A 23,552-nucleotide genomic window follows, 5' to 3' on the forward strand; every position below is an offset into this window, starting at 1 on the left:
CGCTGGTCAGGACATGACTGCTCCCCTCCCGTCCCCCGCACGCGCCGACCCCGGCGTCCGCACGCTCACCCCCGTCTCCCGCGTCCTGCGGCTGTGCCTGCACGCCCTGCTCCTCGGCCTGCTCGCCCTCGCCGCCGGGCGGGCCGTCGCCGACTCCGCGCCGCGCGCGGGCTGGGTGGTCGCGGCCTGCGCGGTACTGGCCGGCGTGTACCTCACGGGCGTACGGACCCCCGCGGTGCACCGCTCGGCGCGCGCCGGGGCGGTGTGGCTGGCCGGATTGTGCGCGGCCTGGGCCGCGCTGCTGGTGGTCTCCCCCGACGGGCTGTGGATCGCCTTCCCGCTGTACTTCCTGGAGCTGCACCTGCTGCGGCTGCGCTGGGGCGTGGCGGCCGTCGCGGCGACGGCGGCCGCGGCGATCGGGGGGTTCGTGGCGCACAGCAGCGCGGTGACCCCGGGTGCCTTCCTCGGGCCGCTGCTGGGCGGCGCCGTGGCGGTGGCGACCGTCCTGGGCTACCAGGCGCTGTACCGGGAGAGCGAGCGGCGGCGCGAGCTGATCGAGGAGCTCATCACGACCCGGGCCGAGCTGGCCGCGGCCGAGCGGAGCGCCGGGATCCTGGCGGAGCGGGAGCGCCTGGCCCGGGAGATCCACGACACCCTCGCCCAGGGCCTGTCCTCCATCCAGCTGCTCCTGCGGGCCGCCGAGCGCGGCCTGCCCGAGGGCTCGGCGGCGCTCGCGCACATCGGCCGGGCCCGGGAGGCCGCGCAGGAGAACCTCGCCGAGGCGCGTCGCTTCGTACGGGCCCTCACGCCTCCGGACCTGGAGCACGGGTCGCTGCCGGCCGCGCTGGAACGCCTGTGCACCGGGGCTCCGGGCCCCCGGGTCCGCTTCTCCCTGAGCGGGACCCCGCGCCCCCTGCCCACGCCCTACGAGGTGGCGCTGCTGCGGATCGCGCAGTCGGCGCTGGCCAATGTGGTGCGGCACGCGGGGGCCGGGCGCGCCGAGATCACCCTGACCTTCATGGACTCCTCGGTGACCCTGGACATCGTCGACGACGGCAAGGGCTTCGACCCCACGTCCGCGCCCTCCGGTGACGGCGGGTTCGGGCTGCCCGCGATGCGCTCGCGCGCCGAGACCCTGAGCGGGCTGTTCACGGTCGAATCCGCACCCGGCCAGGGCACCGCCGTGGCCGTCACCCTTCCCCTGCCCGCGGAGGCCCTGTCATGACGATCCGGCTGCTCCTCGCCGACGACCACCCGGTGGTCCGGGCCGGGCTGCGCGCGGTGCTGGACACGGAGCCGGACTTCGAGGTGGTGGCGGAGGCGGCGACGGCGGAACGGGCGGTGGAGCTGGCCGCCTCCGCCGGGGTCGACGTGGTCCTGATGGACCTCCAGTTCGGCCCCGGCGGCGGCATGCACGGCTCGGCGGCCACGGCCCTGATCACGGCCGGGTCCCCGTCCCCCCGGGTGCTGGTCCTGACCACGTACGACACGGACGCGGACATCCTGGCGGCGGTGGAGGCGGGCGCCTCGGGCTACCTCCTCAAGGACGCCCCGCCGGAGGAACTGGCGGCGGCGGTCCGCACCGCGGCGGGCGGCCAGTCGGCGCTGGCCCCGGCGGTGGCCCTGCGCCTGATGGACCGCATGCGCACGCCTGCCGAGGCCCTGACCAAGCGCGAACTGGAGGTCCTCCAGCTGGTCGCGGACGGCCTGTCGAACCAGCAGATCTCCAAACAGCTCTTCCTGAGCCAGGCCACGGTCAAGTCCCACCTGGTCCACATCTACGCGAAACTCGGCGTCGACTCCCGCACCTCGGCGGTGGCGGCGGCCGCGACCCGCCGCCTGATCCGCACACCGTAGGCAATCCAGCAGTCCGGCGGTTTGAGGACCGGGGCCTGGGGCGGAGCCCCGAGGGGGTCCGGGGCACAGCCCCGAGGGGGTCCGGGGCACAGCCCCAGGGGGTCCGGGGCACAGCCCCAGGGGGTCCGGGGCACAGCCCCGGGGAACGGGCGAAGGGCGGGTAGGGGACTCCGCCCCGCAGGGCCCACTGCCCGCACCGGGCGGCCCGGGCCGGGGCCCGGGGCCCGGGGCCCGTCAAGCGACCCAGTACGGCCGGTCCACCGCCGAAGGCAGCGGCACGCCCCCGTGAAACGCCTCCGCGAGCCTCCGTACCCCCTCGTCCAGCCGCTCCGCGCCCAGCGTGTACGGAATCCTCAGCCGGTGCTCGAAGGTCCCCGGGTCCACCCCGAACCGCGCGCCCCGCCCGATGTTGACCCCGGCCGCCGCCGCCCGGTCGGCCAGCGCGGAGCTGACCGGCTCGCCCAGGTCCACCCAGAGCGAGAGTCCGCCCGGGGGCACCTGCCAGGACCACTCCGGTGTGTGCCGCTCCAGCGAGGCGATCAGCGCCGCCCGCTGCCCGCGCACCTGCTCCAGCCGGGCGGGCAGCGTCCGCTCCAGGCCGTCCAGCAGCGGGAGCGCCACCAGCTGGTCCAGGACCGAGCCGGTCATGTCGGCCGCCACCCGTACCGCCGTCAGCTCCGTGATCATTTTGGCGGTGGCCCGGATCCACCCGACCCGCAGCCCGCCCCAGTGCGTCTTGCTCAGCGAGCCGATGGTCACCACGTGATCGGCCCCGCCCTGCGGCGCGAGCGAGGCCGTGGGGGCGGGCGCCGGCACGTCGAGCGCGATGTCGGCGATGGTCTCGTCGACCACCAGCCAGGTCCCGGTCCGCCGGGTCGCCGCCAGCAGCCTCAGCCGCTGTTCCTCCGGCATCAGCGCGCCCGTCGGGTTGTGGAAGTCGGGGATCACGTACGCGAGCCTCGGCACGGTCTGGCGCAGCGCGGACTCGGCGATCTCCAGGTCCCAGCCCGCGTCGGAGACGGCGATCGACCCGGTGCGCAGCCGCGCGTGGCGCAGGGCGTCCAGGGCGTTGGCGTAGGTCGGGTTCTCGGTCATCACCCGGTCTCCGGGGCGGCACAGCAGGCTCACCACCAGCGCGAACGCCTGCTGCGCGCCCGCGGTGACGAGGATCTGCTCCGGGCGGGTCGCCAGGCCCCGGCGGGTGAACCGCTCCGCGACGGCGGTCCGCAGGTCGGGCAGCCCGAAGGGGTGGTAGCCGGGGCTGCGGGCGAAGGCCGGGAGCCGGGGCGCGGCCCAGGCCACCGCGTCGGTGAGGGTGTCCTCGGCGGCGCCCATGGCGGCGATGGCGAGGTCGATGCCGGGGTCGCCGTCGGCGTGGTAGCCGCCGGCGCCGACGATGGCGTGCGCGCCGACCGGGCGGTGGCCCTCGGGGAGCTCGGTCCAGGTCCCGGAACCGCGGCGGCTGCGGACGTAGCCGCTCTCGCGCAGGAGGTCGTAGGCGCCGGTGACGGTGGCCCGGCTGGCGCCGAGCGCCTCGGCGAGCTCGCGTTCGGCGGGCAGGCGCACGTGCAGGGCGATCCGGCCGTCGAGGATCAGGGTGCGGACGGCGTCGGCCAGGGCCCGGTACCCGGGGCGGGCCCGTACCTCCGCCGGGAGCAGGGCCGCGAGCTGGCGGCTGCCGATGGTTCTGTCCGCCGTCTGGACCACTCGCCCGTTTGCCATGCCAACCTCCCCCGATTGGCTCTGCCTGCCAGGCCAATCCAGGACCAGACTCGCTGCATTGGCCGCTGATTGGCAAGGAGATGACGCAATGTCGACGAGGCTGACCGACCGTGACGAACGAGCCCTGCTCGCCGCCGCCGAGAACCGGATCGCCGAGCCCCTGCGCCTGGGGGCCGCGCTGGCCGCCGTACGGCGCCTCCTGAGGCGCGAGCGAGAATCGGTGACATGTCACCCCACAGCAGCACCCCAGACCAGTACCGGCCCGAGCGGTCCCCGGCGACGGGCGGCGGCTCCGCCGCTCCCCCGGTGATCGCCGGACTGCTCCTCGCGGCGGGCGGCGGCCGTCGCCTCGGCGGCCGTCCGAAGGCCCTGCTGACCCACCACGGGCGCCCGCTGGTGGAGAACGCCGTACGGGTCCTGCGCGAGGCGGGCTGCGGCCCGTTGCACGTGGTGCTCGGCGCCTCCGCCGCCGAGGTGCGCGAACGCGCCGACCTGAGCGGCTGCGTGGTGACCGACAACCCGGACTGGGCCGAGGGCATGGGCTCCTCCCTGCGGGTCGGTCTCGCCTCGCTGGCCGGTACGGGCGCCCGCGCGGCCCTGGTCTCCCTGGTCGACCAGCCGGGCATCGGCCCGGAGGCGGTGGCCCGGGTCCTGGCCGCCTACCGCTCCCCGGCGAGCCTGGCGGCGGCGGCCTACGGCGGGGAGCGCGGGCACCCGGTGCTCTTCGGGGCGGACCGCTGGCCGGACATTGTGGCGACGGCCACGGGCGACAAGGGCGCACGGGTGCACCTCGCGGCGCATGCGGATGAACTCACGCTGGTCGAGTGCGGCGACATCGCGGAGGCCTTCGACATCGACACCCCTCCCGACCTGGCACGACTCGCCTGAGCGGGCTGTGACGACGATGGCACTGAGGGCCACCGCGAAGCGGAATCTGTCGACTCAGAGAATCTCGACATCAACAAACCATTGAACTTCCACCATGAGGAAATTACTATCCACTGGTCAGAAGCGCCCTGAACCCCCAGACGGCGCCCGCGACCGTATCCCGGAACTCTCCACACCCGACGGCACTGCGTGCCGTCTCGCGCGAGCATTCCCCCGCGGCCGCCAGGCACCGCCGCTGAAGGAGTGACAGATATGTCCGCACCAGCGCCGTCGCTGGCCATCGTCGACGCCGAGCCCCTGCCCCGGCAGGACGAGGTCCTCACCGACGCGGCTCTCGCCTTCGTCGCGGAGCTCCACCGGCGGTTCGCCCCCCGCCGTGCCGAACTCCTCGCCCGCCGCTCCGTGCGACGCGCCGAGATCGCCCGCACCTCCACGCTCGACTTCCTCCCGGACACCGCACAGGTCCGCGAGGGCGACTGGAAGGTGGCGCCGGCCCCGGCCGCGCTGAACGACCGCCGTGTGGAGATCACCGGTCCGACGGACCGCAAGATGACCATCAACGCCCTCAACTCGGGCGCCAAGGTCTGGCTCGCCGACTTCGAGGACGCCTCGGCCCCCACCTGGGAGAACGTGGTCCTCGGCCAGCTCAACCTGATCGACGCCTACGAGCGCCGCATCGACTTCACCGACTCCCGCACGGGCAAGGCGTACGCGCTGAAGCCCGCCGAGCAGCTCGCCACCGTCGTGATGCGCCCGCGCGGCTGGCACCTGGAGGAGCGCCACCTGAACTTCGAGGGCGGCCCGGCCTCCGGCTCGCTCGTCGACTTCGGCCTGTACTTCTTCCACAACGCCAAGCGCCTGATCGAGCTCGGCAAGGGCCCGTACTTCTACCTCCCGAAGACCGAGTCCCACCTGGAGGCGCGCCTCTGGAACGAGATCTTCGTCTTCGCGCAGGACTACGTCGGCATCCCGCAGGGCACCGTCCGCGCGACCGTCCTGATCGAGACGATCACGGCCGCGTACGAGATGGACGAGATCCTCTTCGAGCTGCGCGACCACGCGGCGGGCCTGAACGCCGGCCGCTGGGACTACCTCTTCTCCATCGTCAAGAACTTCCGTGACGGCGGCGAGAAGTTCGTCCTGCCGGACCGCAACGCGGTGACGATGACCGCCCCCTTCATGCGGGCGTACACCGAACTCCTCGTCAAGACCTGCCACAAGCGCGGCGCGCACGCCATCGGCGGCATGGCGGCCTTCATCCCGTCCCGCAAGGACGCGGAGATCAACAAGGTCGCCTTCGAGAAGGTCAAGACCGACAAGGACCGCGAGGCCGGCGACGGCTTCGACGGCTCCTGGGTCGCCCACCCCGACCTGGTCCCGATCGCGATGGCCTCCTTCGACGCCGTCCTGGGCGAGAAGCCCAACCAGAAGGACCGCCTCCGCGAGGACGTCCACGTCGCCCCCGGCGAGCTCATCGCGATCGACTCCCTCGACGCGAAGCCCACCTACGACGGCCTGCGCAACGCCGTCCAGGTCGGCATCCGCTACATCGAGGCGTGGCTGCGCGGCCTCGGCGCCGTCGGCATCTTCGGCCTGATGGAGGACGCCGCCACCGCCGAGATCTCGCGCTCGCAGATCTGGCAGTGGATCAACGCCGGCGTGGTCTTCGAGAACGGCAAGCTCGCCACCGCCGACCTCGCCCGCGAGGTCGCGGCCGCCGAACTCGCCGCGATCCGCGCCGAGGTCGGCGAGGAGGCCTTCACCTCCGGCAAGTGGCAGCAGGCCCACGACCTCCTCCTCCAGGTCTCCCTCGACGCCGACTACGCGGACTTCCTCACCCTCCCCGCGTACGACCAGCTCATCGGCTGACACCCCCGCCTTCGGCTGAAACGCACAGCAGCCGAAACCACGACGGCGCCCCCGAAGCCTTCCGGCTCCGGGGGCGCCGTCGTGCGTCCGGCCGGTGGGTCCGACCGGTGGGTCCGGCCGGCACGTCCGACCGGTGGGCGCCGAACGACCGGTCGGTTGTTACTTGTTCGTAACCCGACCGTACCTAGCGGTAACAACGCGCGGGGTGGGACCTTTCCGATTGCCACCGGCCGGAGGTAACCCCCACTTACCCAGCCATGCACCGGAGTTGTTCCCGGCATGCGCATGGCCGACCGCAGGAGTTCCGCAGTGATGGGATGGCGCAACGACAGCAAGGACCGGGCCCGCCGGGTGCGACGGCTGGCCGGGATCGGCATGGTGGCGGCGCTCGGCGCCGGGGCGCTGGTTGCCGGAGGGGCCGGGACGGCCGTGGCCGGGCCCGGGAGCGGGCCCACGGCCGTGGTGTCCCTCGGCGACAGCTACATCTCCGGGGAGGCCGGGCGCTGGAAGGGCAACAGCCTGACCAACAGCGGGAACCGGACCGGGACCGACCGGGCCTGGGTGAGCGGCAGCAGCTACGACCCCGGCAAGGTCTACGGGGCCACCGCCGGCGGATGCCACCGGTCGGACTCCGCCGAGGTGAGGAGCGCCGGGCCGCTCGCCGACGTCGCGATCAACCTGGCCTGCTCCGGGGCGGTCTCGCGGAACGTGTTCCGCGCCTCCAGCGGCGGTGTCGCCTTCAAGGGCGAGGCCCCGCAGGCCGATCAGCTCGCCGCCGTGGCCGCGAGCAACAACGTCAAGGTCATCGCGCTGTCCATCGGCGGCAACGACCTCGGCTTCGCCGACATCATCAAGGAGTGCGCGTACGACTTCGTGCTCTGGAACTCCTACTGCTACGACGACCAGCAGGAGGGGGTCGACGCGAGGATCGACGGGGTGATGGCCGACGTCGGCAAGTCCGTGGACGAGGTGCGGGCGGTCATGCGCGGCGCCGGGTACGCCGATTCCGCGTACCGGATCGTGCTGCAGTCCTACCCGTCGCCCATCCCGCGCGGCACGGAGAACCGGTACACCCAGAGCGACTGGAGCCGGCTCAACACCGGCGGGTGTCCCTTCTGGAACAAGGACTCCGACTGGGCACGGGACTCGCTCGTGCCGCAGATCGCCGGGCGGCTGAAGGCGGTCGCCGCCGCGAAGGGCGTCCAGTTCCTGGATCTGAAGGACATGATGCAGGGGCGCGAGGTCTGCGCGAAGGCGAGCAAGCAGGTGACCACCGCGGCGCCGGCCTCGGCGAGGACGAGCGAGTGGGCGCGCTGGATCGACAGCAGCGAGACGCAGGGGCTGGTCCAGGAGTCCATGCACCCGAACCACTTCGGGCAGCTCGCGGCCGGGCGCTGCCTGGCGCTGGTCGTGGCGCAGCCGGCGGGCAGCGGGTTCGGCTGCAAGAACACCGCGGGGGCCGACCAGAGCGGGATGTACCTGACCCCGGCGCCGTAGGCCCCGCCTCGCGGTTACGTAGGCCCCGCCTCGCGGTTACGTAGGCCCCGCCTCGCGGTTATTCGGATGATCGCGGGCGGCGACGGCTGGGATGCTCCCGGTATGACCTCAGCCGCTTCCGCCCGCGCTCCCCGGCCGCCCCGCCCGCCCCGGCCCAGTGTGTACATCTCCGTCGACATCGAGGCCGACGGGCCCATCCCCGGGCCGTATTCGATGATCAGCTTCGGTGCCGCGGTGGCGGGGCGGCAGGACGGGGCTTCCTACACGGCCGCCGATCCGGAACGGGACACCTTCTACCGGGAGTTGCGCCCCATCAGCGAGGCGTACGTGCCGGAGGCGCTCGCGGTCAGCGGGCTGGACCGGGACCGGCTGCTCCGGGAAGGGACCGAACCGGGCGCCGCCATGGCGGAGTTCCGCGCGTGGGTGCGGGAGGTCTCGGCGGGGGCCCAGCCGGTGATGTGCGCGTACCCGGCCTCCTTCGACTGGACCTTCCTGTACTGGTACTTGATGAGCTTCGGCGGCGACAGCCCCTTCGGCCACTCGGGCTGCCTGGACATGAAGACCCTCTACGCGGCCAAGGCCCGGGTCCCGCTCCGCGCCGCCGTCAAGGGGCGCATGCCGCGCGGGCTGCTCTCGCGGCGGCCGCACACCCACCACGCGCTGGACGACGCGATCGAGCAGGCCGAGCTGATGAGCAACCTGATGGCGTGGGATCCGCCCGCCCGTTCCCCCCTCGTCACGCACGTCTCCTGGGGCCGCATGGAGGTGGAGGGGCTCGCACCCGGCAAGGACTTCGTGCTGTACCCGGGCGGCGGCCGCGCCTGGGACTGGAACGAGCACGGCACGCGCCACGAGCCGGGGATCCGGCCCGCCGACGTGACAGGACTCCTCGACCGGGGCTGCACGGTGGCCGTCCTCAGCCGCGGCATGGAGCTGCGGCTGCACACCATGCCCGAGACCCTGCGCCTGCTCCGGGACGCCGGGGTGGAGGTCCACGCCGAGGAGACGACCGCCGCGGTCGCGCTCTACAACCGGCTGGCCGCGACCGAGCGCGTGGGCGGACTCTTCCACTCGACCTGCTGAGGGGCGGAGGGCGGGGGGCCGGCGGAGGGCGGGGACCGGCGGAGGGGCCGGCCGGGACCGGCGGGGAACCCGTCCGGGCCGCCGCTCAGCCCGACAGTTCCGGCAGGAGTTCGCGCAGGGGTGTCCGGGCGCCCGAGGCGTAGGCCGCGCGGAAGGCCTGCGGGGTGAGACGGGTGCGGACCGTGTGCTGGACGCGCGGGGCCGGGGCCGCGCGCGGGCGGGTGCGGGAGACCGCGCCGAGGAGACGGGCGGCTTCGGCGTAGCGGCCCTGGTCCGCCTCCAGTTCGGCGAGGAGTTCCACCGAGAAGGCCTGCCCGAGCGTGTCGTCCAGGGCGAACTGGGTCCGCAGCGCGCTGAGCAGTTCGCCGCGGGCCCGTGCCGGGCGGCCCGCGTGGCGCTGGACCAGCGCGTGGGCGTAGCTCAGCCAGGAGCGGGCCCACGGATCGGCCGGGGAGCCGTACGGGGCGTTGTAACGGGCGTCGTACGGGGCGTCGTGCGGAGCGTCGTACGGGGCGTCGTGCGGGGCGTCCGGTCGGCCCTCCTCGGCCGGGACCCGGACCGAGGCCGGGTCCGTGCGGGCCACCGCCAGGGTGTGCGCGGCCCGCAGGCTCTGGTGGCCTGGGCCGAAGCCGGGATCCACCGGCAGGAGTTCCAGCCCGTCCCGGTATTCCTCCGCGGCGGCCTCGTACCGGCCCTCCCACAGCGCGATCGTCCCGCGCAGGTGCGCGAGGTACGCCAGGCAGGCGTCCTCCCCCTCGTACACGGCTGCCGTCCACGCCTCCACCAGCAGCGGATCGGCGCCGTCCGCCTCGCCGAACGCCGCGGCCAGCCACGCAGCGAGCCACAGCGCCCGGGCGGGCCGGGGCGCCGGGTGCACGGCCAGGGCCCGTTCCACGTGCCGGCGCCCCTCCGCGGCCATCCCGCAGGCGGTCCACAGGAACCACAGGGACACCGCGATCTCCAGGGCCGCGCCCAGGCCCCCGGCGGCGAGCGGGTTCATCGCCGCGCGCAGCTCGGGGAGTTCCCGCAGGGCGAGGGCGCGCGCCTCCCGCTGCGCGCCGGCGCGCCACAGCCGCGCGGCCCGCTCCGCGATCACCCGGGAGCGTTCGCGGTGGCGCCGGGCCGTCGTCGCGCCGTCCCCGGCGGGTCCGTGGGCGAGCCGCCGGGCCGCGTACGCCCGTACGGACAGGGGCAGCCGGTAGCGGCCCCGGCCGGCGTCCGCGAGGAGTCCCGGGGCCAGCCGGAGCAGTGCCTCGACGGCGGTGTCCGGGGTGAGCGCCCCGAAGCCGCAGACCTCGGCGACGGCCGCCCTGTCGAAGGAACCGGCGAAGACGGAGAGCCGCTCCCAGAGCAGGCGTTCGGCGGGCGAGGCCAGCCGCAGCGAGCGTTCCGCGTCGCCCCGGGTGCTGCGGCCGGCGCCGCCCGCGAGGAAGCCCAGCGGGTCGGAGCCGAGTCTGCGGAGCGCCTGGGCGGGCGCGTACTGGTGCGAGCGCCCCGCCGCGAGCTCCAGTGCGCCCGGGATGCCGTCGAGCGCCCGGCACAGCGCGGCCACGGCGCCCGCGTTGCGGTCGGTCAGCTCGAAGAAGGGGTCCGCGCCGCGCGCCCGCTCCGCGAAGAGCCGTACGGCCGCGTAGCCGGCGACGTCGGCGACCGGGAACCGGCGCACGGGGTCGGGCGCCCCGTGCCCCGGCGGGACGGGCGCGAGCGGCGAGAGCGGCGGCGCCGGCGGCTGCCCCGGCGGCGCGGTCGGCACCGACAGCGGCGGTACGGCGAGCACCGCCTCCCCGGCGATCCGCAGCCGGCGCTGCGAGGTGGCCAGAATCCGCAGCCCCGGCAGCCGCAGCAGCCCGGCGGCGAGCCCCGCGCCGGCGTCCCCCAGCTGTTCGCAGCCGTCGAGCACGAGCAGCGCCTCACGCCCCGCGAGGCGCTCGGAGAGCTCGGCTCCGAGACCGTCCCCGCACCGCTCGGGCAGGGCCGCGAGGTCCGCCCAGACCACGTCCGGAGCCTCGCCGTCGCCCAGCGCGCGGACGGTGCGCACCGCGAGCCGGGTCTTGCCGATGCCGGCCGGTCCGGTGAGCGTGACCAGGCGTTGTGTGGCGAGCAGCGAGGCGAGGGCCGTGAGCTCCCGCTCCCGCCCGATGAAGCTCGACAGTTCGGCGGGCACCGCCTGCCGCACGCCCGAGCCGGCCTCCCCCACACGTCCTCCCGCGATGTCCGTCACGTGCGCACCGTCATGTGGTCAACGGTTGAACGCACAAAGAGAGATGATCGGCTCATCATCCCGTTGTGCCGCCACCGACCGGGAGAACCACCAAGGGGAGGGTATGAACTCGGCCATTTCCGCCATCGACGACACGGACCGGGCGCTCGTCCACGCCCTCCAGCTCGCACCCCGCGCGAGCTGGGAGCTGCTGGGTCCGGTGCTCGGCGCACGCCCGGACACCCTGGCGCGCCGCTGGGAGCGGCTCACCGGGTCCGGCGAGGCGTGGCTGAGCGGACTCGGGCTGCGCACCGGGGTCACGAAGCCCTGTATGGCCTGGGTGGAGGTCACGTGCACCGCGGGCAGCTCGCACCCGGTGGGGGGCCTGCTCGTCGCGGATCCGTACACCCTGGGGGTGGAGCACACCACCGGGAGCCGGGATCTGCTCGTCTTCGTGGCCGTGCCCGACCTGCCGACGCTGTACTCCTACCTGTCCTCCCGGGTGCAGCGGATCCCGGGCGTGACCGGCACCCGCACCTCGATGGTGACGGCGGTGCACTACGCCCCGGACCGCTGGCGCCTGGACCAGCTGACCCCGGGCCAGATCGGCCTGCTGACCCGGCGGATCCGGCGGCCGGCTTCCGCCGCCGCCCCGGAGCGGCCCGCGGTGGCGCCGCTCCAGCCGGAGGACCGGCCGCTGGTCCTGGCCCTGGCCTCGGACGCGCGGCGCACCGTGGCCTCGCTGGCCCGGGAGTTCGCGATGAGCGAGTCGACCGTACGGCGCCGCCTCGCGCGGCTGGAGGGCGGCCAGAGCCTGCGCTACAGCTGCGCGCTGGCCTCCGGGCTGTCGGGATGGCCGGTGTCGGCGACGCTGTGGGCGGAGGCGTCCGCATGCGAGCTCGCCGACTGCGCGGCGGTCGCCGCGGGGCTGCGCGAGACCCGTATCTGCATGTCCGTCAGCGGCCCCTGGAACTTCATGATCGGCGCCCGGCTGCGCACGGTGGAGGACCTGTCCCGCTACACGGCGGAGCTCACCCGGCGGCTGCCGGGCCTGCGCATCAGGGACTCGGCGGTGGCGCTCCAGGTCCGCAAGACGGAGGCGCAGGAGCTGGACCACCGCGGCCATCGCGTGCGCACGGTCGCCCCGGACATCTGGTCGGGCCCCGCGGACACCGCCTGATCCCCCGCACGCAAGCGCACCGCCCGGCCCCGTCCCGCCCCGCCCCAACGCGTACGGCGGTGCGGACGTCAACCCCGCAGTGGGTGACGTACGCACCGCCGCATCCCTTGCACGGGCCGGGCAGGGCCCGGTCGGCGCGCACGGGCCGGGACCAGCCCGGTTAGTGCACCAGTACCGGATCCGGTGCGGCCGCGGCCGCACCCTTCCTGGCACCGAGGTGGTTGAAGGCCAGGTTCAGCACGATGGCCACGACGCAGCCGGTGCTGATGCCGGAGTCCAGGACGACCAGCAGGTCCTCCGGGAAGGCGTGGTAGAAGCCGGGGGCCGCGATCGGGATCAGGCCGATGCCGAGCGAGGCGGCGACGATCAGGGCGTTCTCGCCCTTCTCCATGGCAGCGCCGGCCAGGGTCTGGATGCCGCTGGCGGCCACCGAGCCGAAGAGGACGATGCCCGCGCCGCCGAGCACCGGCAGCGGTACGACTCCGATGACGGAGGCGGCGATGGGACACAGGCCCAGCAGGATCAGGATGCCGCCGCCGGCCGCGACGACGAACCGGCTGCGGACCTTGGTCATGGCGACCAGTCCGATGTTCTGCGCGAAGGCGCTGCACATGAACCCGTTGAACAGCGGGCTGAGCGCACTGCCCAGGGTGTCGGCGCGCAGGCCGCCCTCGATGGTCTTCGCGTCCGCCGGGCGGCCGACGATCTTGCCCAGCGCGAGGATGTCGGCGGTGGACTCCGTCATGCACACCAGCATCACGATGCACATGGAGATGATCGCGGCGACCTGGAACTGCGGGGCCCCGAAGTGGAACGGCGTCGGGAAGCCCACGAAGTCGGCGTTCCTGACGGCGTCGAAGTTCGTCATGCCCAGCGGCAGCGCTATGAGCGTGCCCACGACCAGGCCGAGGAGGATGGAGATCTGCTGGAGGAAGCCGCGCAGGAACTTGCGCATCAGCAGGACGATCATGAGGGTGACGGCGGCCATGGCGATGTTCTTCATCGAGCCGTAGTCGGTGGCGTGGCTGTTGCCGCCCTGCGACCAGTTGAAGGCCACGGGGAGCAGCGAGACGCCGATCAGGGTGATGACCGTACCCGTGACCACCGGTGGGAAGAACCGGACCAGTTTGCCGAAGTACGGGGCGGCGAAGAAGCCGAGGACTCCGGCGACGATGATCGCGCCGAAGATGATCGGGATGGCGTTGTCGCCCTCGCCCTTGCCGATGGCGATCATCGGGGTCACACCGGCGAAGGAAACGCCGTTGACGAAGGGGAGTTTGGCGCCGATCTTCCAGAACCCGAGGGTCTGGAGGAGGGTGGCGAGCCCTGCGGTGAAGAGGGAGGCCCCCATCAGGAAGGCGGTCTCGGTGGCGGAGAGGCCTACGGCCGGGCCGACGATCATGGGCGGGGCAACCACACCCGCGTACATGGCAGCCACGTGCTGGAGACCGCTGGTGAACATTTTCAGCGGCGGCAGGGTCTCGTCGACCGGGTGCTTTTCCCCCGGGTCCTGCGAGACCTGCGGTACTGCGACTGCGTCTTTGCGAAACCTGGGCGCCTGGGCCACGGCTTCCTCCGAACTGTTAAACACGCCGGCAGGGACGTGATGTGTCTGGGAGGTGATGCGAAAGCAATGCGAGTCGAGCCTGTATGGAGTTGTGGGTGCTGCGAATGCTTGTCCCAAGGGGTGCGGAAACGATTCGCCCGAGTCGTTTGCACGCAGGGCGGCCAAGGGGCCGCCGGAAGGAAGTCGAAAGGAGCTGGAGGTGCCGTAGCAGTGGCGCGGTACACGGGCTGCGGGGCCAGTGAAACGAGTCACCGCTCCCGGGGCGCCCTCGGAAAAACCTCGGGCGCTACCCGGGAACAGCTGCCACGGACCCCGCTCGGGTCCGCGGCCGCCGGCCGGGGGCCGTCCCCCCCGGCCGGACTCCGTGGGATCAGGCCTGCGCGGAGATCCGCGCCAGGCGCTGGGCCTCTTCGCGCGTGGACACGGCGATGGCGTCCTCGTCGGCGAAGAGCAGACGGTTGTTCTCGACGATCTGCTTGCCGTTGACGAACGACGCGGTGACCGGGGCCGCCGCACCGAAGACCAGCGCCGTGACCGGGTCGGCGATCGAGGAGTGCAGGAGGGTGTTCAGGTTCCAGAGCACCAGGTCGGCGCACTTGCCGACCTCCAGCGAACCGATGTTCGAGGCGCGGCCGAGGACCTGGGCGCCACCGAAGGTACCGAGGCGCAGGGCCTGGCGGGCGTTGAGCGCACGCTCGCGGTGGACCGGGTTCAGGCGGTTGATCAGCAGCGCGTTGCGCAGCTCGGTGTGCAGCTCACCGGACTCGTTGGAGGCGGTGCCGTCCACGCCGAGGCCGACCGGGACACCGGCGGCGAGCATGTCCGGGACGCGGGCGATGCCGGCGGCCAGACGGGCGTTGGAGGACGGGCAGTGCGCGACACCGGTCTTGGTACGGGCGAACGCGGCGATGTCGGAGTCGTTCATGTGGACGCTGTGCGCCATCCACACGTCCTCGCCGAGCCAGCCGGTCGACTCGAAGTAGTCGGTCGGGCCCATGCCGAACAGTTCCTTGCAGAACTGCTCTTCCTCGACGGTCTCCGAGCCGTGCGTGTGCATGCGCACACCCAGCCGGCGGGCCATCTCGGCGCCCTGCTTCAGCAGCTCGGTGGAGACCGAGAAGGGGGAGCACGGGGCGACGGCGACCTGGGTCATCGCGTCGAAGGAGGCGTCGTGGTACTTCTTCACGGTCGCCTCGGTGTCCGCGAGGGCACCTTCGAGGGTCTCGACCGCGTGGTCCGGCGGCAGGCCGCCGTCCTTCTCGCTGCGGTCCATGGAGCCACGGGCGAGGGTGAAGCGGACGCCCATCTCGGACGCGGCGCGGATGATCGACCCGGAGAGGTCGCCCGAGCCCTTGGGGAAGACGTAGTGGTGGTCCATCGCGGTGGTGACGCCACCCTTGGCCATCGCGGCGAGGGAGCCCTGCGCGGCCGTGTACGTCATCTGCTCGTCGATGCGCGCCCACGTCGGGTACAGCGCGACCAGCCAGTTGAAGAGGTTGTGGTCGGTGGCCAGACCACGCGTGATCCACTGGTAGAAGTGGTGGTGCGTGTTGACCAGACCGGGGGTCACGAGGTGCCCGGTGCCGTCGATGCGGCGGACGACGTTCTCGAGGTTCTCGGGGGCCTTGCCCGCGCCGACGAACTCGATCTTGTTACCGGCGACGACCACGTGACCCGAGGCGTACTCGGTGTCGTTGGCGTCAACGGTTGCAATCGCACAGTTTTCGATGACGATGCGCTCTACGGCGCTGTCATTGGCTGCCGATGCTGCCATGGGACTTCCTCGTGCTTTCAGTGGCGGTGCGGGCACGGCAAAACCCAGGGGATTTGAGTGCCGGAGCCGGGGGCCTTGACAGCTGACAGTACTGCCGCCCCGTGTGGTGCGTCCGGGTGCCGATTCAGGAAGTTGAAAGTGTTGAGAGGGTGCTGACAGGTGTCGCGCCGCCCCGGGGCCACTGCGGAGCCCCGGGACGCGCGTGCCACATCAGAGGTTGGTCATGTCCACGGGGATACGGGCGTCTACGCCGTCGCGGAGGACCGTCGCCTCGATCAGACCGTACGGGCGGTCCGCGGCGAAGTAGACCTCGTTGTCGTTCTTGAGACCGAAGGGCTCGAGGTCGACGAGGAAGTGGTGCTTGTTCGGGAGCGAGAAGCGAACCTCGTCGATCTCCGAACGGTGGTTGATGATGCGCGAACCCATCTGGTACAGGGTCTGCTGCAGCGACAGGGAGTAGGTCTCCGCGAAGGCCTGCAGCATGTGCTTGCGGGTCTCGGCGTAGGACTTCTCCCAGTTGGGCATCCGCTGGTCGTCGTCCGACCAGCTGAAGCGCCAGCGGGCCGACACCTGGGTGGCGAGGATGCGGTCGTACGCTTCCTTCAGGGTCGTGTACTTGTCCTTCACGTAACCCCAGAACTCGGAGTTCGTGGAGTTCATGACGACGAGGTCCTTGAGGCCGGAGATGACCTCCCAGTTCTTGCCGTCGTACGTGATCTGGGTGACGCGGGTCTCGCCGCCGTTGCGGACGAACGAGTGGTTCACCTCGTCGGAGCCGATGAACTTGGAGTTCGCGTCCGAGGTCGCGATCCGGGACCAGGAGTACTCCTCGATCCGGATGCGGGCCTTCTGGATCGGCTCCTGGCTGTTGACGAACCAGCGCGCCAGGTGAATGCCGAACTGCTCGGCGGACTCGATGCCGTACTCCTTGGCGAACGCGTACACCGTGTTCTTGGTGGTGTCCGTCGGAAGGACGTTCGCGTTCGAGCCGGAGTAGTGGACGTCGTCCATGTCGCCGGAGAGGGCGACCGAGACGTTCAGGTCCTTGATGTGGTGGGTGTCGCCGTCCCGCGTGATCTTGACAACGCGGTTCTCTGCTTTGCCGTACTGGTTCTGGCCCAGAATGGTGGCCATGCTAGCTCCCTCGGTAAACGGAGTAGCCGAACGGGTTGAGCAGCAGCGGTACGTGGTAGTGCTCGCCCGGGTTCACCGCGAAGGTGATGGTGACCTCGGGGAAGAACGCACCGCTGTCCCTTACGCGGGGGGCGTCCTGCTGTGCCTCGGCGGCTTGCTTCTTGGAGAAGTACGTCTCGGTCTCGAAGTCGAGACGCACGTGGGTGGTGCCCTCCGGCAGAGCCGGCAGGTCCTTGCAGCGCCCGTCCGCATCGGTGGCGGAACCGCCCAGGGCCGCCCACTCGCCGTCGAGACCCGTACGGGCCGACAGGGAGATCGCGACGCCTTCGGCGGGCTTTCCGATGCTGGTGTCCAGGATGTGCGTGGACACCGACGCGGTGGTCTCAGTGCTCATGCTCGGTCTTACTCTCCTTCTACGGATTCCACGAGGCGGGTCAGGCGGATCCGGTTGATCTTGACGAGCTCGCCACGAGCGATTTCCCGCTCCTGTTCCGGCGAGTTCTCGATCCGGACCTTGACCGCGTCCCGCATGAACTCACCGGTCGCACCGGTGGCGCAGATGAGGAAGACGTGGCCGAACTTCTCCTGGTACGCCAGGTTCAGTTCGAGGAGCTCGCTCTTGAGCTCCTCCGAGGCACCGGCCATGCCACGCTGCTCGCGGGCGGAGGTCGGGTCTCCCGGCTTCGGCCGGCCGATCGGCGCGTGTCCACCCATCGCCTCGCCCAGGTCCTCCGCGGTGAGCTCGGCCATGGCGGCCTCGTTCGCGGAGAACAGGGTGTCGACGGTGGTGAAGGGGCGCTGGGCGAGCAGTTTGCTGCCCCATGCCGAGCTGGCACACACCTCGTGCAGCTCGGCCGTGGCCGCACTGTCGTCCAAGGCGTTGAACCGGGTGAGACCCGGGGTCGGACTCGAAGTCACGGTAGGCCTCCGTGGCCTGTTGTTGCTTTGACGGGCTGCGCATAGCTAACGCCCTCGACAACACGGCGTCAACACTTTGTTGAAACTTCCCGTACACAAAAGCCGCCGCCCGGGTGAATTGGGCGGCGGCTCGTCACGGTGGGTCAATCAGGATTCACTCTTGGTTGGTCGCGGTGGTTCCTTTGGGAGGGTTCGAGTCCCTGTTCAAGTAGTTGTAGACCGTGAAGCGACTCACGCCCAGGGCCCCTGCCACCGTTTCCACACCGTGCCGGACCGAGAAGGCGCCGCGCGCCTCCAATATCCGTACGACGTCCTGCTTGGACTTCCGGTCGAGCTGCGACAACGGTACGCCGTGCCGGCGCTCCAGCGCCGCCAGGATGTGGTCCAGCGAGTCGGAGAGCTGCGGAAGCCGCACGGCCAGCAGGTCCTGACCCTCCCAGGCGAGCACGACGTCATCGGGCTGGGCCAGGGACGGATCCATCAGCTCACCGCCCATCGCGTCCACCAGCGGCTTGACGGCCGCCACGAAGGGATGGTCCCGGGGCTCGGTCATGGCGTGTCCTCCCCGATCACGTTGACCTGGAGCGAGACGCGCGTGGCTCCGGCCTCCAGGGAGTGCCGCAGCAGTGCGGTGACCGCGGTCAGCACCGCCTCGGACTCCCCCTCTGCCGTATTGCCGAACGGGCCGACGTCGACCGCGTCCAGCTGGGCCGTCTGGATGACCTCGCGAGCGGCTACGGCATGGGCGGGGGCCTCTTCGAGATCGAAGGGCTCGGTCGTGAACTCCACTCTCAATCGCACGCCGCTCAAGCTACCTGGCAGTCGGGACTTTTCGGGAGGCGGTACTTGACAACCGGGCCGCCCTGCTTGCAGTCTTCCATCAGGCAGAAACTAACTTCCGCAATACGGAAGGAGCGCACACCCCTCATGGGATACACGGACCAGCGCTTCGATGTAAATCTTTCGATCCTCTTCACGGAACTCCCGCTCCTGGAGCGTCCCGCGGCCGCTGCCGCAGCGGGCTTCACGGCGGTCGAGCTGTGGTGGCCCTGGATCGAGACCCCCACCCCCGCTCAGGCGGAGCTCGACGCCCTCAAGAAGGCTCTTGAGGACGCCGGCACCCAGCTGGTGGGCCTGAACTTCTACGCCGGCCAGCTGCCGGGGCCCGACCGCGGTGCGGTTTCGGTTCCCGGTGAGGAGTCGGAGCGCTTCAACGCCAACATCAACGTGGCTGCGGACTTCGCCGCCTCGGTCGGCTGCAAGGCGCTGAACGCCCTCTACGGCAACCGCGTCGAAGGCGTGGACCCGGCCGTTCAGGACGAGCTCGCCCTGAAGAACCTGGTCGTGGCGGCCCAGGCCGCGGACCGCGTCGGCGCGATCCTCCTGATCGAGACCCTGAACAAGCCCGAGTCGCCGCTCTACCCCCTGGTGAGCGCCCCGGCCGGCATCGAGGTAGTGGACAAGGTGAACGAGGCCACCGGCCTCGGGAACGCCAAGTTCCTGCTCGACCTGTACCACCTGGCGATGAACGATGAGGACCTCTCCGAGGTCATCGAAAAGTACGCCGCCAAGACCGGACACGTCCAGATTGCGGACAAGCCGGGACGAGGTGCCCCCGGCACCGGCGAGCTGCCCCTCGAAGAGCTGCTCGACCAGCTCCAGAAGGCCGGCTACCAGGGCTTTGTCGGTCTCGAGTACAAGGCCGCCGACGCCGCCGCCTCCTTCGCGTGGCTGCCGGCCGAGGCCCGCGCCGCGAAGTAAGCGGAAAAGTCCGGGCGAACAGCCAGGCACCTGACGAACTTTTCGTACGAAGCATTAAGAGAAGGACCCTCATCATGAGCAACCTCCCCAAGATCGCATGGGTCGGCCTCGGAATCATGGGCTCGCCCATGGCCGAGAACCTCCTGAAGGCCGGTTACTCGGTCACCGGCTTCACGCTGGAGCAGGACAAGCTGGACCGCCTCGCCGCGGCCGGCGGCTCCGCCGCCGGTTCGATCGCCGAGGCCGTCAAGGACGCCGACGTCATCATCACGATGGTGCCCGCCTCCCCGCAGGTCGAGGCCATCTCCTACGGTGAGAACGGCATCCTCGAGAACGCCAAGTCCGGCGCGCTGATCATCGACATGTCGTCGATCACCCCGCAGACCTCCATCGACCTGGCGAAGAACGCCGCCGAGAAGGGCATCCGCGTCATCGACGCCCCGGTGTCCGGTGGCGAGGCCGGTGCCATCGAGGCCGTCCTGTCGATCATGGTGGGTGGCGAGCAGGCCGACTTCGACGAGGCGCTGCCGATCCTCGAGGCCCTCGGCAAGGTCATCGTCCTGTGCGGCCCGCACGGCTCCGGCCAGACGGTGAAGGCCGCCAACCAGCTCATCGTCGCGGTGAACATCCAGGCGTGCGCCGAGGCCGTCGTCTTCCTCGAGAAGTCGGGCGTGAACCTCGAAGCCGCTCTGGACGTGCTCAACGGCGGTCTGGCCGGCTCCACGGTCCTGACCCGCAAGAAGGCCAACTTCCTGAACCGCGACTTCAAGCCCGGTTTCCGGATCGACCTGCACCACAAGGACATGGGCATCGTCACCGACGCCGCCCGCAACGTCGGTGCGGCCCTCCCGGTCGGCGCGGTCGTCGCCCAGCTGGTCGCCTCGCTGCGCGCCCAGGGCGACGGTGGCCTGGACCACTCCGCGCTGCTCCGCGCGGTCGAGCGCCTCTCCGGCGCCCAGATCTGAGCTCCGCTCGGATAGGCGGCCCGATCACGATCCCGATCGTCCCGATCGGCGGGCCGCCACCCGCCCCGTTCGCGGGGCCCTGAGTTTCCGGATGGTGCCGGTGCTGACACCTGTCCTGTCGCGCCCAAGTGCCGGCACCGTCCGGATCACCTCTCCCCTCCTCTTTCTTTCAACAAACTGTTGACGTCGAGTTCATGCCGAAATTAGGCTGTTCCGCATGACGGAAGACGAATTCCGTCAGCAGTTCCCCGTACGGAAGGTCACCATGTCGAAGCGCACGCTGACGACCGAGTCTGGCGCCCCGGTCGCCGACAACCAGAACTCCGCTACCGCCGGCGTCGGTGGCCCCCTGCTGATCCAGGACCAGCAGCTCCTGGAGAAGCTCGCCCGCTTCAACCGCGAGCGCATCCCGGAGCGCGTGGTGCACGCCCGCGGTTCCGCGGCGTACGGCTACTTCGAGGTGACCGACGACGTCACCGCGTACACCAGCGCCGCGTTCCTGAACACGGTCGGCAAGAAGACCGAGACCTTCCTGCGGTTCTCCACCGTCGCCGACTCGCTCGGTGGCGCGGACGCGGTCCGCGACCCGCGCGGCTTCGCGCTGAAGTTCTACACCGAAGAGGGCAACTACGACCTCGTCGGCAACAACACCCCGGTGTTCTTCATCAAGGACCCGATCAAGTTCCCCGACTTCATCCACTCCCAGAAGCGCGACCCCTTCACGGGCAAGCAGGAAGCGGACAACGTCTGGGACTTCTGGGCGCACGCCCCCGAGGCGACGCACCAGATCACCTGGCTGATGGGTGACCGCGGTATCCCGGCGTCGTACCGTCACATGAACGGCTACGGCTCCCACACGTACCAGTGGACCAACGCGCAGGGCGAGGCCTTCTTCGTCAAGTACCACTTCAAGACGAACCAGGGCATCCGCTGCCTGTCGGGCGAGCAGGCCGCCGAGCTCGTCGGCTCCGACGCCAACTCGCACCAGACCGACCTGCTGCAGGCGATCGAGCGCGGTGTGAACCCGAGCTGGACCCTGTACGTCCAGGTCATGCCGGCCTCCGAGGCCGCGGACTACCGCTTCAACCCGTTCGACCTCACCAAGGTGTGGCCGCACAGCGACTACCCGCTGCAGCGCGTGGGCCGTCTGGTCCTCGACCGCAACCCGGACAACGTCTTCGCCGAGGTCGAGCAGGCCGCGTTCTCCCCGAACAACTTCGTCCCGGGCATCACCGCCTCGCCGGACAAGATGCTCCAGGGCCGCCTCTTCGCGTACGCCGACGCCCAGCGCTACCGCCTCGGTGTGAACCACACCCTGATCCCGGTCAACGCTCCGAAGGCGACGAAGGCCGACAACTACGGCCGCGACGGCGTCATGGCGCTGCGCAACGGCTCGCGCCACGACAAGAACTACGAGCCCAACTCGCACCAGGGTCCGGCCGAGACCGGCCTGGCGCTGGGCGCCCCGAAGGCCGTCTCCGGCTACACGGGCACCCACGAGGCTCCTGCCCACACCAAGGACGACGACTTCTTCCAGGCCGGTGAGCTCTACCGCCTGATGTCGGAGGCCGAGAAGCAGCGTCTGGTGGCGACCATCGCCGGCGGCCTGTCTCAGGTCACCCTCGAGGACGTCATCGAGAAGAACCTGGCTCACTTCCACGCCGCCGACGCCGACTACGGCAAGCGCGTCGAGGAGGCCGTCCGCGCCCTGCGCGACGCCTGAGCCGAAAAGCTGCGCCGGGATCCTGACGGGAGGTCAGGATCCGGGTGCTGAGCCCGCACTGCGGACCCGGATGAGGGGTGGTACGCGGTGAGGGCAGGACGAGGACCGTGGCGAGCGTGCGAGCCAGTGCGGTGGTAATGGGTTCCGAGGCCCGTCTCTTGACCTGAGGGAGACGAAGCCGGAGTTCTCGTCGCCGTTCGCCACGGTCCCAGCCAAACCTCTCCTCCATGTACAGGGGCCACGCACAGAGTCCCCTGCATGTGAAGGAGAACCTCCCCCACCCTCTCCGCCCGGCGGTGCGAACGTCCTGTCGCGCCAGCCTCGTACCGTCGGGCGGTAACAAGCAGCACACACTCAAAGAGCCGAGTCACGGACGGTCCCGTGACTCGGCATGGTGCTCAAGCTCGAAGGTGGCCAGCTCTGGTCCGTCGTCGAGTTCCAGCACGTCAAGCCCGGCAAGGGCCCGGCCTTCGTGCGCACCAAGCTGAAGAGCGTCATGTCCGGCAAGGTCGTCGACAAGACGTTCAACGCCGGCACCAAGGTCGAGACGGCCACCATCGACCGCCGCGACATGCAGTTCTCCTACATGGACGGCGAGTACTTCGTCTTCATGGACATGGAGGACTTCGACCAGCTGATGGTCGACAAGAAGGCCGTCGGCGACGCCGCCAACTTCCTCATCGAGGGCTTCACCGCCTCCGTGGCCCGCCACGAGGGCGAGGTGCTCTACGTCGAGCTGCCGGCCGCCGTCGAGCTGACCATCGAGCACACCGACCCGGGCGTCCAGGGCGACCGCTCCACCGGTGGCACCAAGCCGGCGACGCTGGAGACGGGCCACGAGATCCAGGTCCCGCTCTTCATCAACACCGGCGAGAAGATCAAGGTCGACACCCGCACCAGCGACTACCTCGGCCGGGTGAACAGCTAACCGTGGCTGCCCGGAGCAACGCGCGCAAGCGCGCTTTCCAGATCCTGTTCGAGGCCGACCAGCGCGGGGTCTCCGTGCGCGAGGTCCTCGCGGACTGGGTCCGCCACTCGCGGTCGGACACCGACCGCCAGCCCGCGGTGAACGAGTTCACCATGGAACTCGTCGAGGGGTACGCCGACAAGGTGGACCGCATCGACGATCTGATCGCCACCTACGCCGTGGACTGGGACCTCGACCGCATGCCGGTCGTGGACCGGAACATCGTGCGTCTCGGTGCCTACGAGCTGATCTGGGTCGACGGAACCCCGGACGCCGTGGCCATCGACGAGGCCGTCCAGCTGGCCAAGGAGTTCTCCACGGACGAGTCCCCCTCGTTCGTGAACGGGCTGCTCTCACGCTGGAGCTCGCCCGCCTGATGGAGCAGGAACCGGCGGTACGGTCGGCCATCCGGCTGTCCCGGGAGCGCCCCGGCACCGCCTCCTGGTC

21 protein-coding genes are annotated in these 23,552 nt (G+C 71.1%); 12 read left to right on the plus strand and 9 right to left on the minus strand.

Translation table 11 applies throughout. From position 1 onward, the window contains the following. Nucleotides 1–13 precede the first annotated feature (13 nt). Together ACWCP2_RS17885 and ACWCP2_RS17890 are read left to right on the plus strand one after the other, a co-directional pair. Nucleotides 14–1,225 carry a sensor histidine kinase gene (locus ACWCP2_RS17885; RefSeq protein ID WP_450909535.1) on the plus strand — a complete coding sequence of 404 codons (1,212 nt, stop codon included), beginning with the start codon at nt 14–16 and terminating at the stop codon, nt 1,223–1,225. Further along, the gene (locus ACWCP2_RS17890) at nt 1,222–1,857 is read left to right on the plus strand and encodes a response regulator (RefSeq protein ID WP_450909536.1); all 636 of its coding nucleotides are present in this window, start codon (nt 1,222–1,224) and stop codon (nt 1,855–1,857) included. Before ACWCP2_RS17885 ends, ACWCP2_RS17890 begins: the two co-directional genes overlap by 4 nt. A 234-nt stretch (nt 1,858–2,091) precedes the next feature. Here ACWCP2_RS17890 and yczR read toward each other — a convergent pair whose 3' ends face one another. After that, complete coding sequence (yczR, locus tag ACWCP2_RS17895; protein ID WP_450909537.1) at nt 2,092–3,579, minus strand: MocR-like transcription factor YczR; 1,488 nt, start codon at nt 3,577–3,579, stop codon at nt 2,092–2,094. Between the two features lie 225 nt (nt 3,580–3,804). On the opposite strand from yczR, the gene ACWCP2_RS17900 reads away from it, so the two are divergent. The 4 genes from ACWCP2_RS17900 (at nt 3,805) to ACWCP2_RS17915 (ending at nt 8,916) form a co-directional block, all read left to right on the plus strand. Beyond that, complete coding sequence (locus tag ACWCP2_RS17900) at nt 3,805–4,467, plus strand: nucleotidyltransferase family protein (RefSeq protein ID WP_450909538.1); 663 nt, start codon at nt 3,805–3,807, stop codon at nt 4,465–4,467. Nucleotides 4,468–4,719: 252 nt separating this feature from the next. Further along, nucleotides 4,720–6,336: a malate synthase A gene (gene aceB / locus ACWCP2_RS17905; protein ID WP_450909539.1), complete on the plus strand. Its 1,617-nt coding sequence runs from the start codon at nt 4,720–4,722 to the stop codon at nt 6,334–6,336. 312 nt (nt 6,337–6,648) lie between these two features. Further along, nucleotides 6,649–7,833: a GDSL-type esterase/lipase family protein gene (locus tag ACWCP2_RS17910; RefSeq protein ID WP_450909540.1), complete on the plus strand. Its 1,185-nt coding sequence runs from the start codon at nt 6,649–6,651 to the stop codon at nt 7,831–7,833. Between the two features lie 102 nt (nt 7,834–7,935). Further along, nucleotides 7,936–8,916 carry an MTH938/NDUFAF3 family protein gene (locus tag ACWCP2_RS17915; protein WP_450909541.1) on the plus strand — a complete coding sequence of 327 codons (981 nt, stop codon included), beginning with the start codon at nt 7,936–7,938 and terminating at the stop codon, nt 8,914–8,916. 85 nt (nt 8,917–9,001) lie between these two features. Here the strand turns inward: ACWCP2_RS17915 and ACWCP2_RS17920 are convergent, their stop codons facing one another. Continuing rightward, nucleotides 9,002–11,137 carry an ATP-binding protein gene (locus ACWCP2_RS17920; protein ID WP_450909542.1) on the minus strand — a complete coding sequence of 712 codons (2,136 nt, stop codon included), beginning with the start codon at nt 11,135–11,137 and terminating at the stop codon, nt 9,002–9,004. Nucleotides 11,138–11,240: 103 nt separating this feature from the next. Here ACWCP2_RS17920 and ACWCP2_RS17925 point away from each other — a divergent pair, with 103 nt between their 5' ends. Further along, a complete protein-coding gene (locus tag ACWCP2_RS17925; RefSeq protein WP_450909543.1) occupies nt 11,241–12,296 on the plus strand; it encodes an Lrp/AsnC family transcriptional regulator in 1,056 nt (351 codons plus the stop codon). 160 nt (nt 12,297–12,456) lie between these two features. Here the strand turns inward: ACWCP2_RS17925 and ACWCP2_RS17930 are convergent, their stop codons facing one another. The 7 genes from ACWCP2_RS17930 to ACWCP2_RS17960 all read right to left on the minus strand — a co-directional run bounded on the left by ACWCP2_RS17930 (nt 12,457) and on the right by ACWCP2_RS17960 (nt 18,490). Beyond that, nucleotides 12,457–13,863, minus strand: coding sequence for a nucleobase:cation symporter-2 family protein (locus tag ACWCP2_RS17930; protein WP_450909544.1), 1,407 nt, complete (start codon nt 13,861–13,863; stop codon nt 12,457–12,459). Nucleotides 13,864–14,233: 370 nt separating this feature from the next. Further along, the gene (locus ACWCP2_RS17935) at nt 14,234–15,637 is read right to left on the minus strand and encodes an 8-oxoguanine deaminase (RefSeq protein WP_250740534.1); all 1,404 of its coding nucleotides are present in this window, start codon (nt 15,635–15,637) and stop codon (nt 14,234–14,236) included. Nucleotides 15,638–15,847: 210 nt separating this feature from the next. Then, complete coding sequence (gene pucL, locus ACWCP2_RS17940) at nt 15,848–16,771, minus strand: factor-independent urate hydroxylase (RefSeq protein ID WP_254381168.1); 924 nt, start codon at nt 16,769–16,771, stop codon at nt 15,848–15,850. A gap of 1 nt (nt 16,772) precedes the next feature. Further along, entirely contained in the window at nt 16,773–17,165 is a 393-nt protein-coding gene (gene uraH / locus ACWCP2_RS17945) for a hydroxyisourate hydrolase (protein ID WP_250740538.1), read from the minus strand. A gap of 8 nt (nt 17,166–17,173) precedes the next feature. Continuing rightward, nucleotides 17,174–17,689 carry a 2-oxo-4-hydroxy-4-carboxy-5-ureidoimidazoline decarboxylase gene (uraD, locus tag ACWCP2_RS17950; protein WP_450909545.1) on the minus strand — a complete coding sequence of 172 codons (516 nt, stop codon included), beginning with the start codon at nt 17,687–17,689 and terminating at the stop codon, nt 17,174–17,176. A gap of 154 nt (nt 17,690–17,843) precedes the next feature. After that, nucleotides 17,844–18,242 (minus strand): helix-turn-helix domain-containing protein, encoded by a 399-nt coding sequence (locus tag ACWCP2_RS17955; RefSeq protein WP_450909546.1) that lies wholly within the window; start codon nt 18,240–18,242, stop codon nt 17,844–17,846. Further along, nucleotides 18,239–18,490, minus strand: a complete 252-nt coding sequence (locus tag ACWCP2_RS17960) for a hypothetical protein (RefSeq protein WP_450909547.1) — start codon at nt 18,488–18,490, stop codon at nt 18,239–18,241. The genes ACWCP2_RS17955 and ACWCP2_RS17960 overlap by 4 nt, the downstream gene beginning before the upstream one ends. A 126-nt stretch (nt 18,491–18,616) precedes the next feature. Here ACWCP2_RS17960 and ACWCP2_RS17965 point away from each other — a divergent pair, with 126 nt between their 5' ends. The 5 genes from ACWCP2_RS17965 to nusB all read left to right on the plus strand — a co-directional run bounded on the left by ACWCP2_RS17965 (nt 18,617) and on the right by nusB (nt 23,482). Continuing rightward, nucleotides 18,617–19,450 (plus strand): TIM barrel protein, encoded by an 834-nt coding sequence (locus ACWCP2_RS17965; RefSeq protein WP_450909548.1) that lies wholly within the window; start codon nt 18,617–18,619, stop codon nt 19,448–19,450. Between the two features lie 74 nt (nt 19,451–19,524). After that, complete coding sequence (locus ACWCP2_RS17970; RefSeq protein ID WP_450909549.1) at nt 19,525–20,415, plus strand: 2-hydroxy-3-oxopropionate reductase; 891 nt, start codon at nt 19,525–19,527, stop codon at nt 20,413–20,415. A gap of 265 nt (nt 20,416–20,680) precedes the next feature. Then, the gene (locus tag ACWCP2_RS17975) at nt 20,681–22,138 is read left to right on the plus strand and encodes a catalase (protein ID WP_450909556.1); all 1,458 of its coding nucleotides are present in this window, start codon (nt 20,681–20,683) and stop codon (nt 22,136–22,138) included. Between the two features lie 391 nt (nt 22,139–22,529). Then, nucleotides 22,530–23,066 (plus strand): elongation factor P, encoded by a 537-nt coding sequence (efp, locus tag ACWCP2_RS17980; RefSeq protein WP_450909550.1) that lies wholly within the window; start codon nt 22,530–22,532, stop codon nt 23,064–23,066. A gap of 2 nt (nt 23,067–23,068) precedes the next feature. Further along, nucleotides 23,069–23,482 (plus strand): transcription antitermination factor NusB, encoded by a 414-nt coding sequence (gene nusB / locus ACWCP2_RS17985; RefSeq protein WP_450909551.1) that lies wholly within the window; start codon nt 23,069–23,071, stop codon nt 23,480–23,482. The last annotated feature ends 70 nt before the right edge of the window (nt 23,483–23,552 follow it).

The sequence above is a fragment of the Streptomyces sp. NPDC002104 genome (assembly GCF_053593795.1).

What these genes read in the sequence shown, in the direction of transcription:
- aceB (WP_450909539.1), top strand. Translation starts at nt 4,720, where the DNA reads ATGTCCGCACCAGCGCCGTCGCTGGCCATCGTCGACGCCGAGCCCCTG.
- ACWCP2_RS17925 (WP_450909543.1), top strand. Translation starts at nt 11,241, where the DNA reads ATGAACTCGGCCATTTCCGCCATCGACGACACGGACCGGGCGCTCGTC.
- ACWCP2_RS17970 (WP_450909549.1), top strand. Translation starts at nt 19,525, where the DNA reads ATGAGCAACCTCCCCAAGATCGCATGGGTCGGCCTCGGAATCATGGGC.
- ACWCP2_RS17890 (WP_450909536.1), top strand. Translation starts at nt 1,222, where the DNA reads ATGACGATCCGGCTGCTCCTCGCCGACGACCACCCGGTGGTCCGGGCC.
- ACWCP2_RS17910 (WP_450909540.1), top strand. Translation starts at nt 6,649, where the DNA reads ATGGGATGGCGCAACGACAGCAAGGACCGGGCCCGCCGGGTGCGACGG.
- ACWCP2_RS17955 (WP_450909546.1), bottom strand. Translation starts at nt 18,242, where the DNA reads ATGACCGAGCCCCGGGACCATCCCTTCGTGGCGGCCGTCAAGCCGCTG.
- ACWCP2_RS17965 (WP_450909548.1), top strand. Translation starts at nt 18,617, where the DNA reads ATGGGATACACGGACCAGCGCTTCGATGTAAATCTTTCGATCCTCTTC.
- efp (WP_450909550.1), top strand. Translation starts at nt 22,530, where the DNA reads ATGGTGCTCAAGCTCGAAGGTGGCCAGCTCTGGTCCGTCGTCGAGTTC.
- uraH (WP_250740538.1), bottom strand. Translation starts at nt 17,165, where the DNA reads ATGAGCACTGAGACCACCGCGTCGGTGTCCACGCACATCCTGGACACC.
- pucL (WP_254381168.1), bottom strand. Translation starts at nt 16,771, where the DNA reads ATGGCCACCATTCTGGGCCAGAACCAGTACGGCAAAGCAGAGAACCGC.
- yczR (WP_450909537.1), bottom strand. Translation starts at nt 3,579, where the DNA reads ATGGCAAACGGGCGAGTGGTCCAGACGGCGGACAGAACCATCGGCAGC.
- ACWCP2_RS17900 (WP_450909538.1), top strand. Translation starts at nt 3,805, where the DNA reads ATGTCACCCCACAGCAGCACCCCAGACCAGTACCGGCCCGAGCGGTCC.
- ACWCP2_RS17885 (WP_450909535.1), top strand. Translation starts at nt 14, where the DNA reads ATGACTGCTCCCCTCCCGTCCCCCGCACGCGCCGACCCCGGCGTCCGC.
- ACWCP2_RS17935 (WP_250740534.1), bottom strand. Translation starts at nt 15,637, where the DNA reads ATGGCAGCATCGGCAGCCAATGACAGCGCCGTAGAGCGCATCGTCATC.
- ACWCP2_RS17915 (WP_450909541.1), top strand. Translation starts at nt 7,936, where the DNA reads ATGACCTCAGCCGCTTCCGCCCGCGCTCCCCGGCCGCCCCGCCCGCCC.
- ACWCP2_RS17975 (WP_450909556.1), top strand. Translation starts at nt 20,681, where the DNA reads ATGTCGAAGCGCACGCTGACGACCGAGTCTGGCGCCCCGGTCGCCGAC.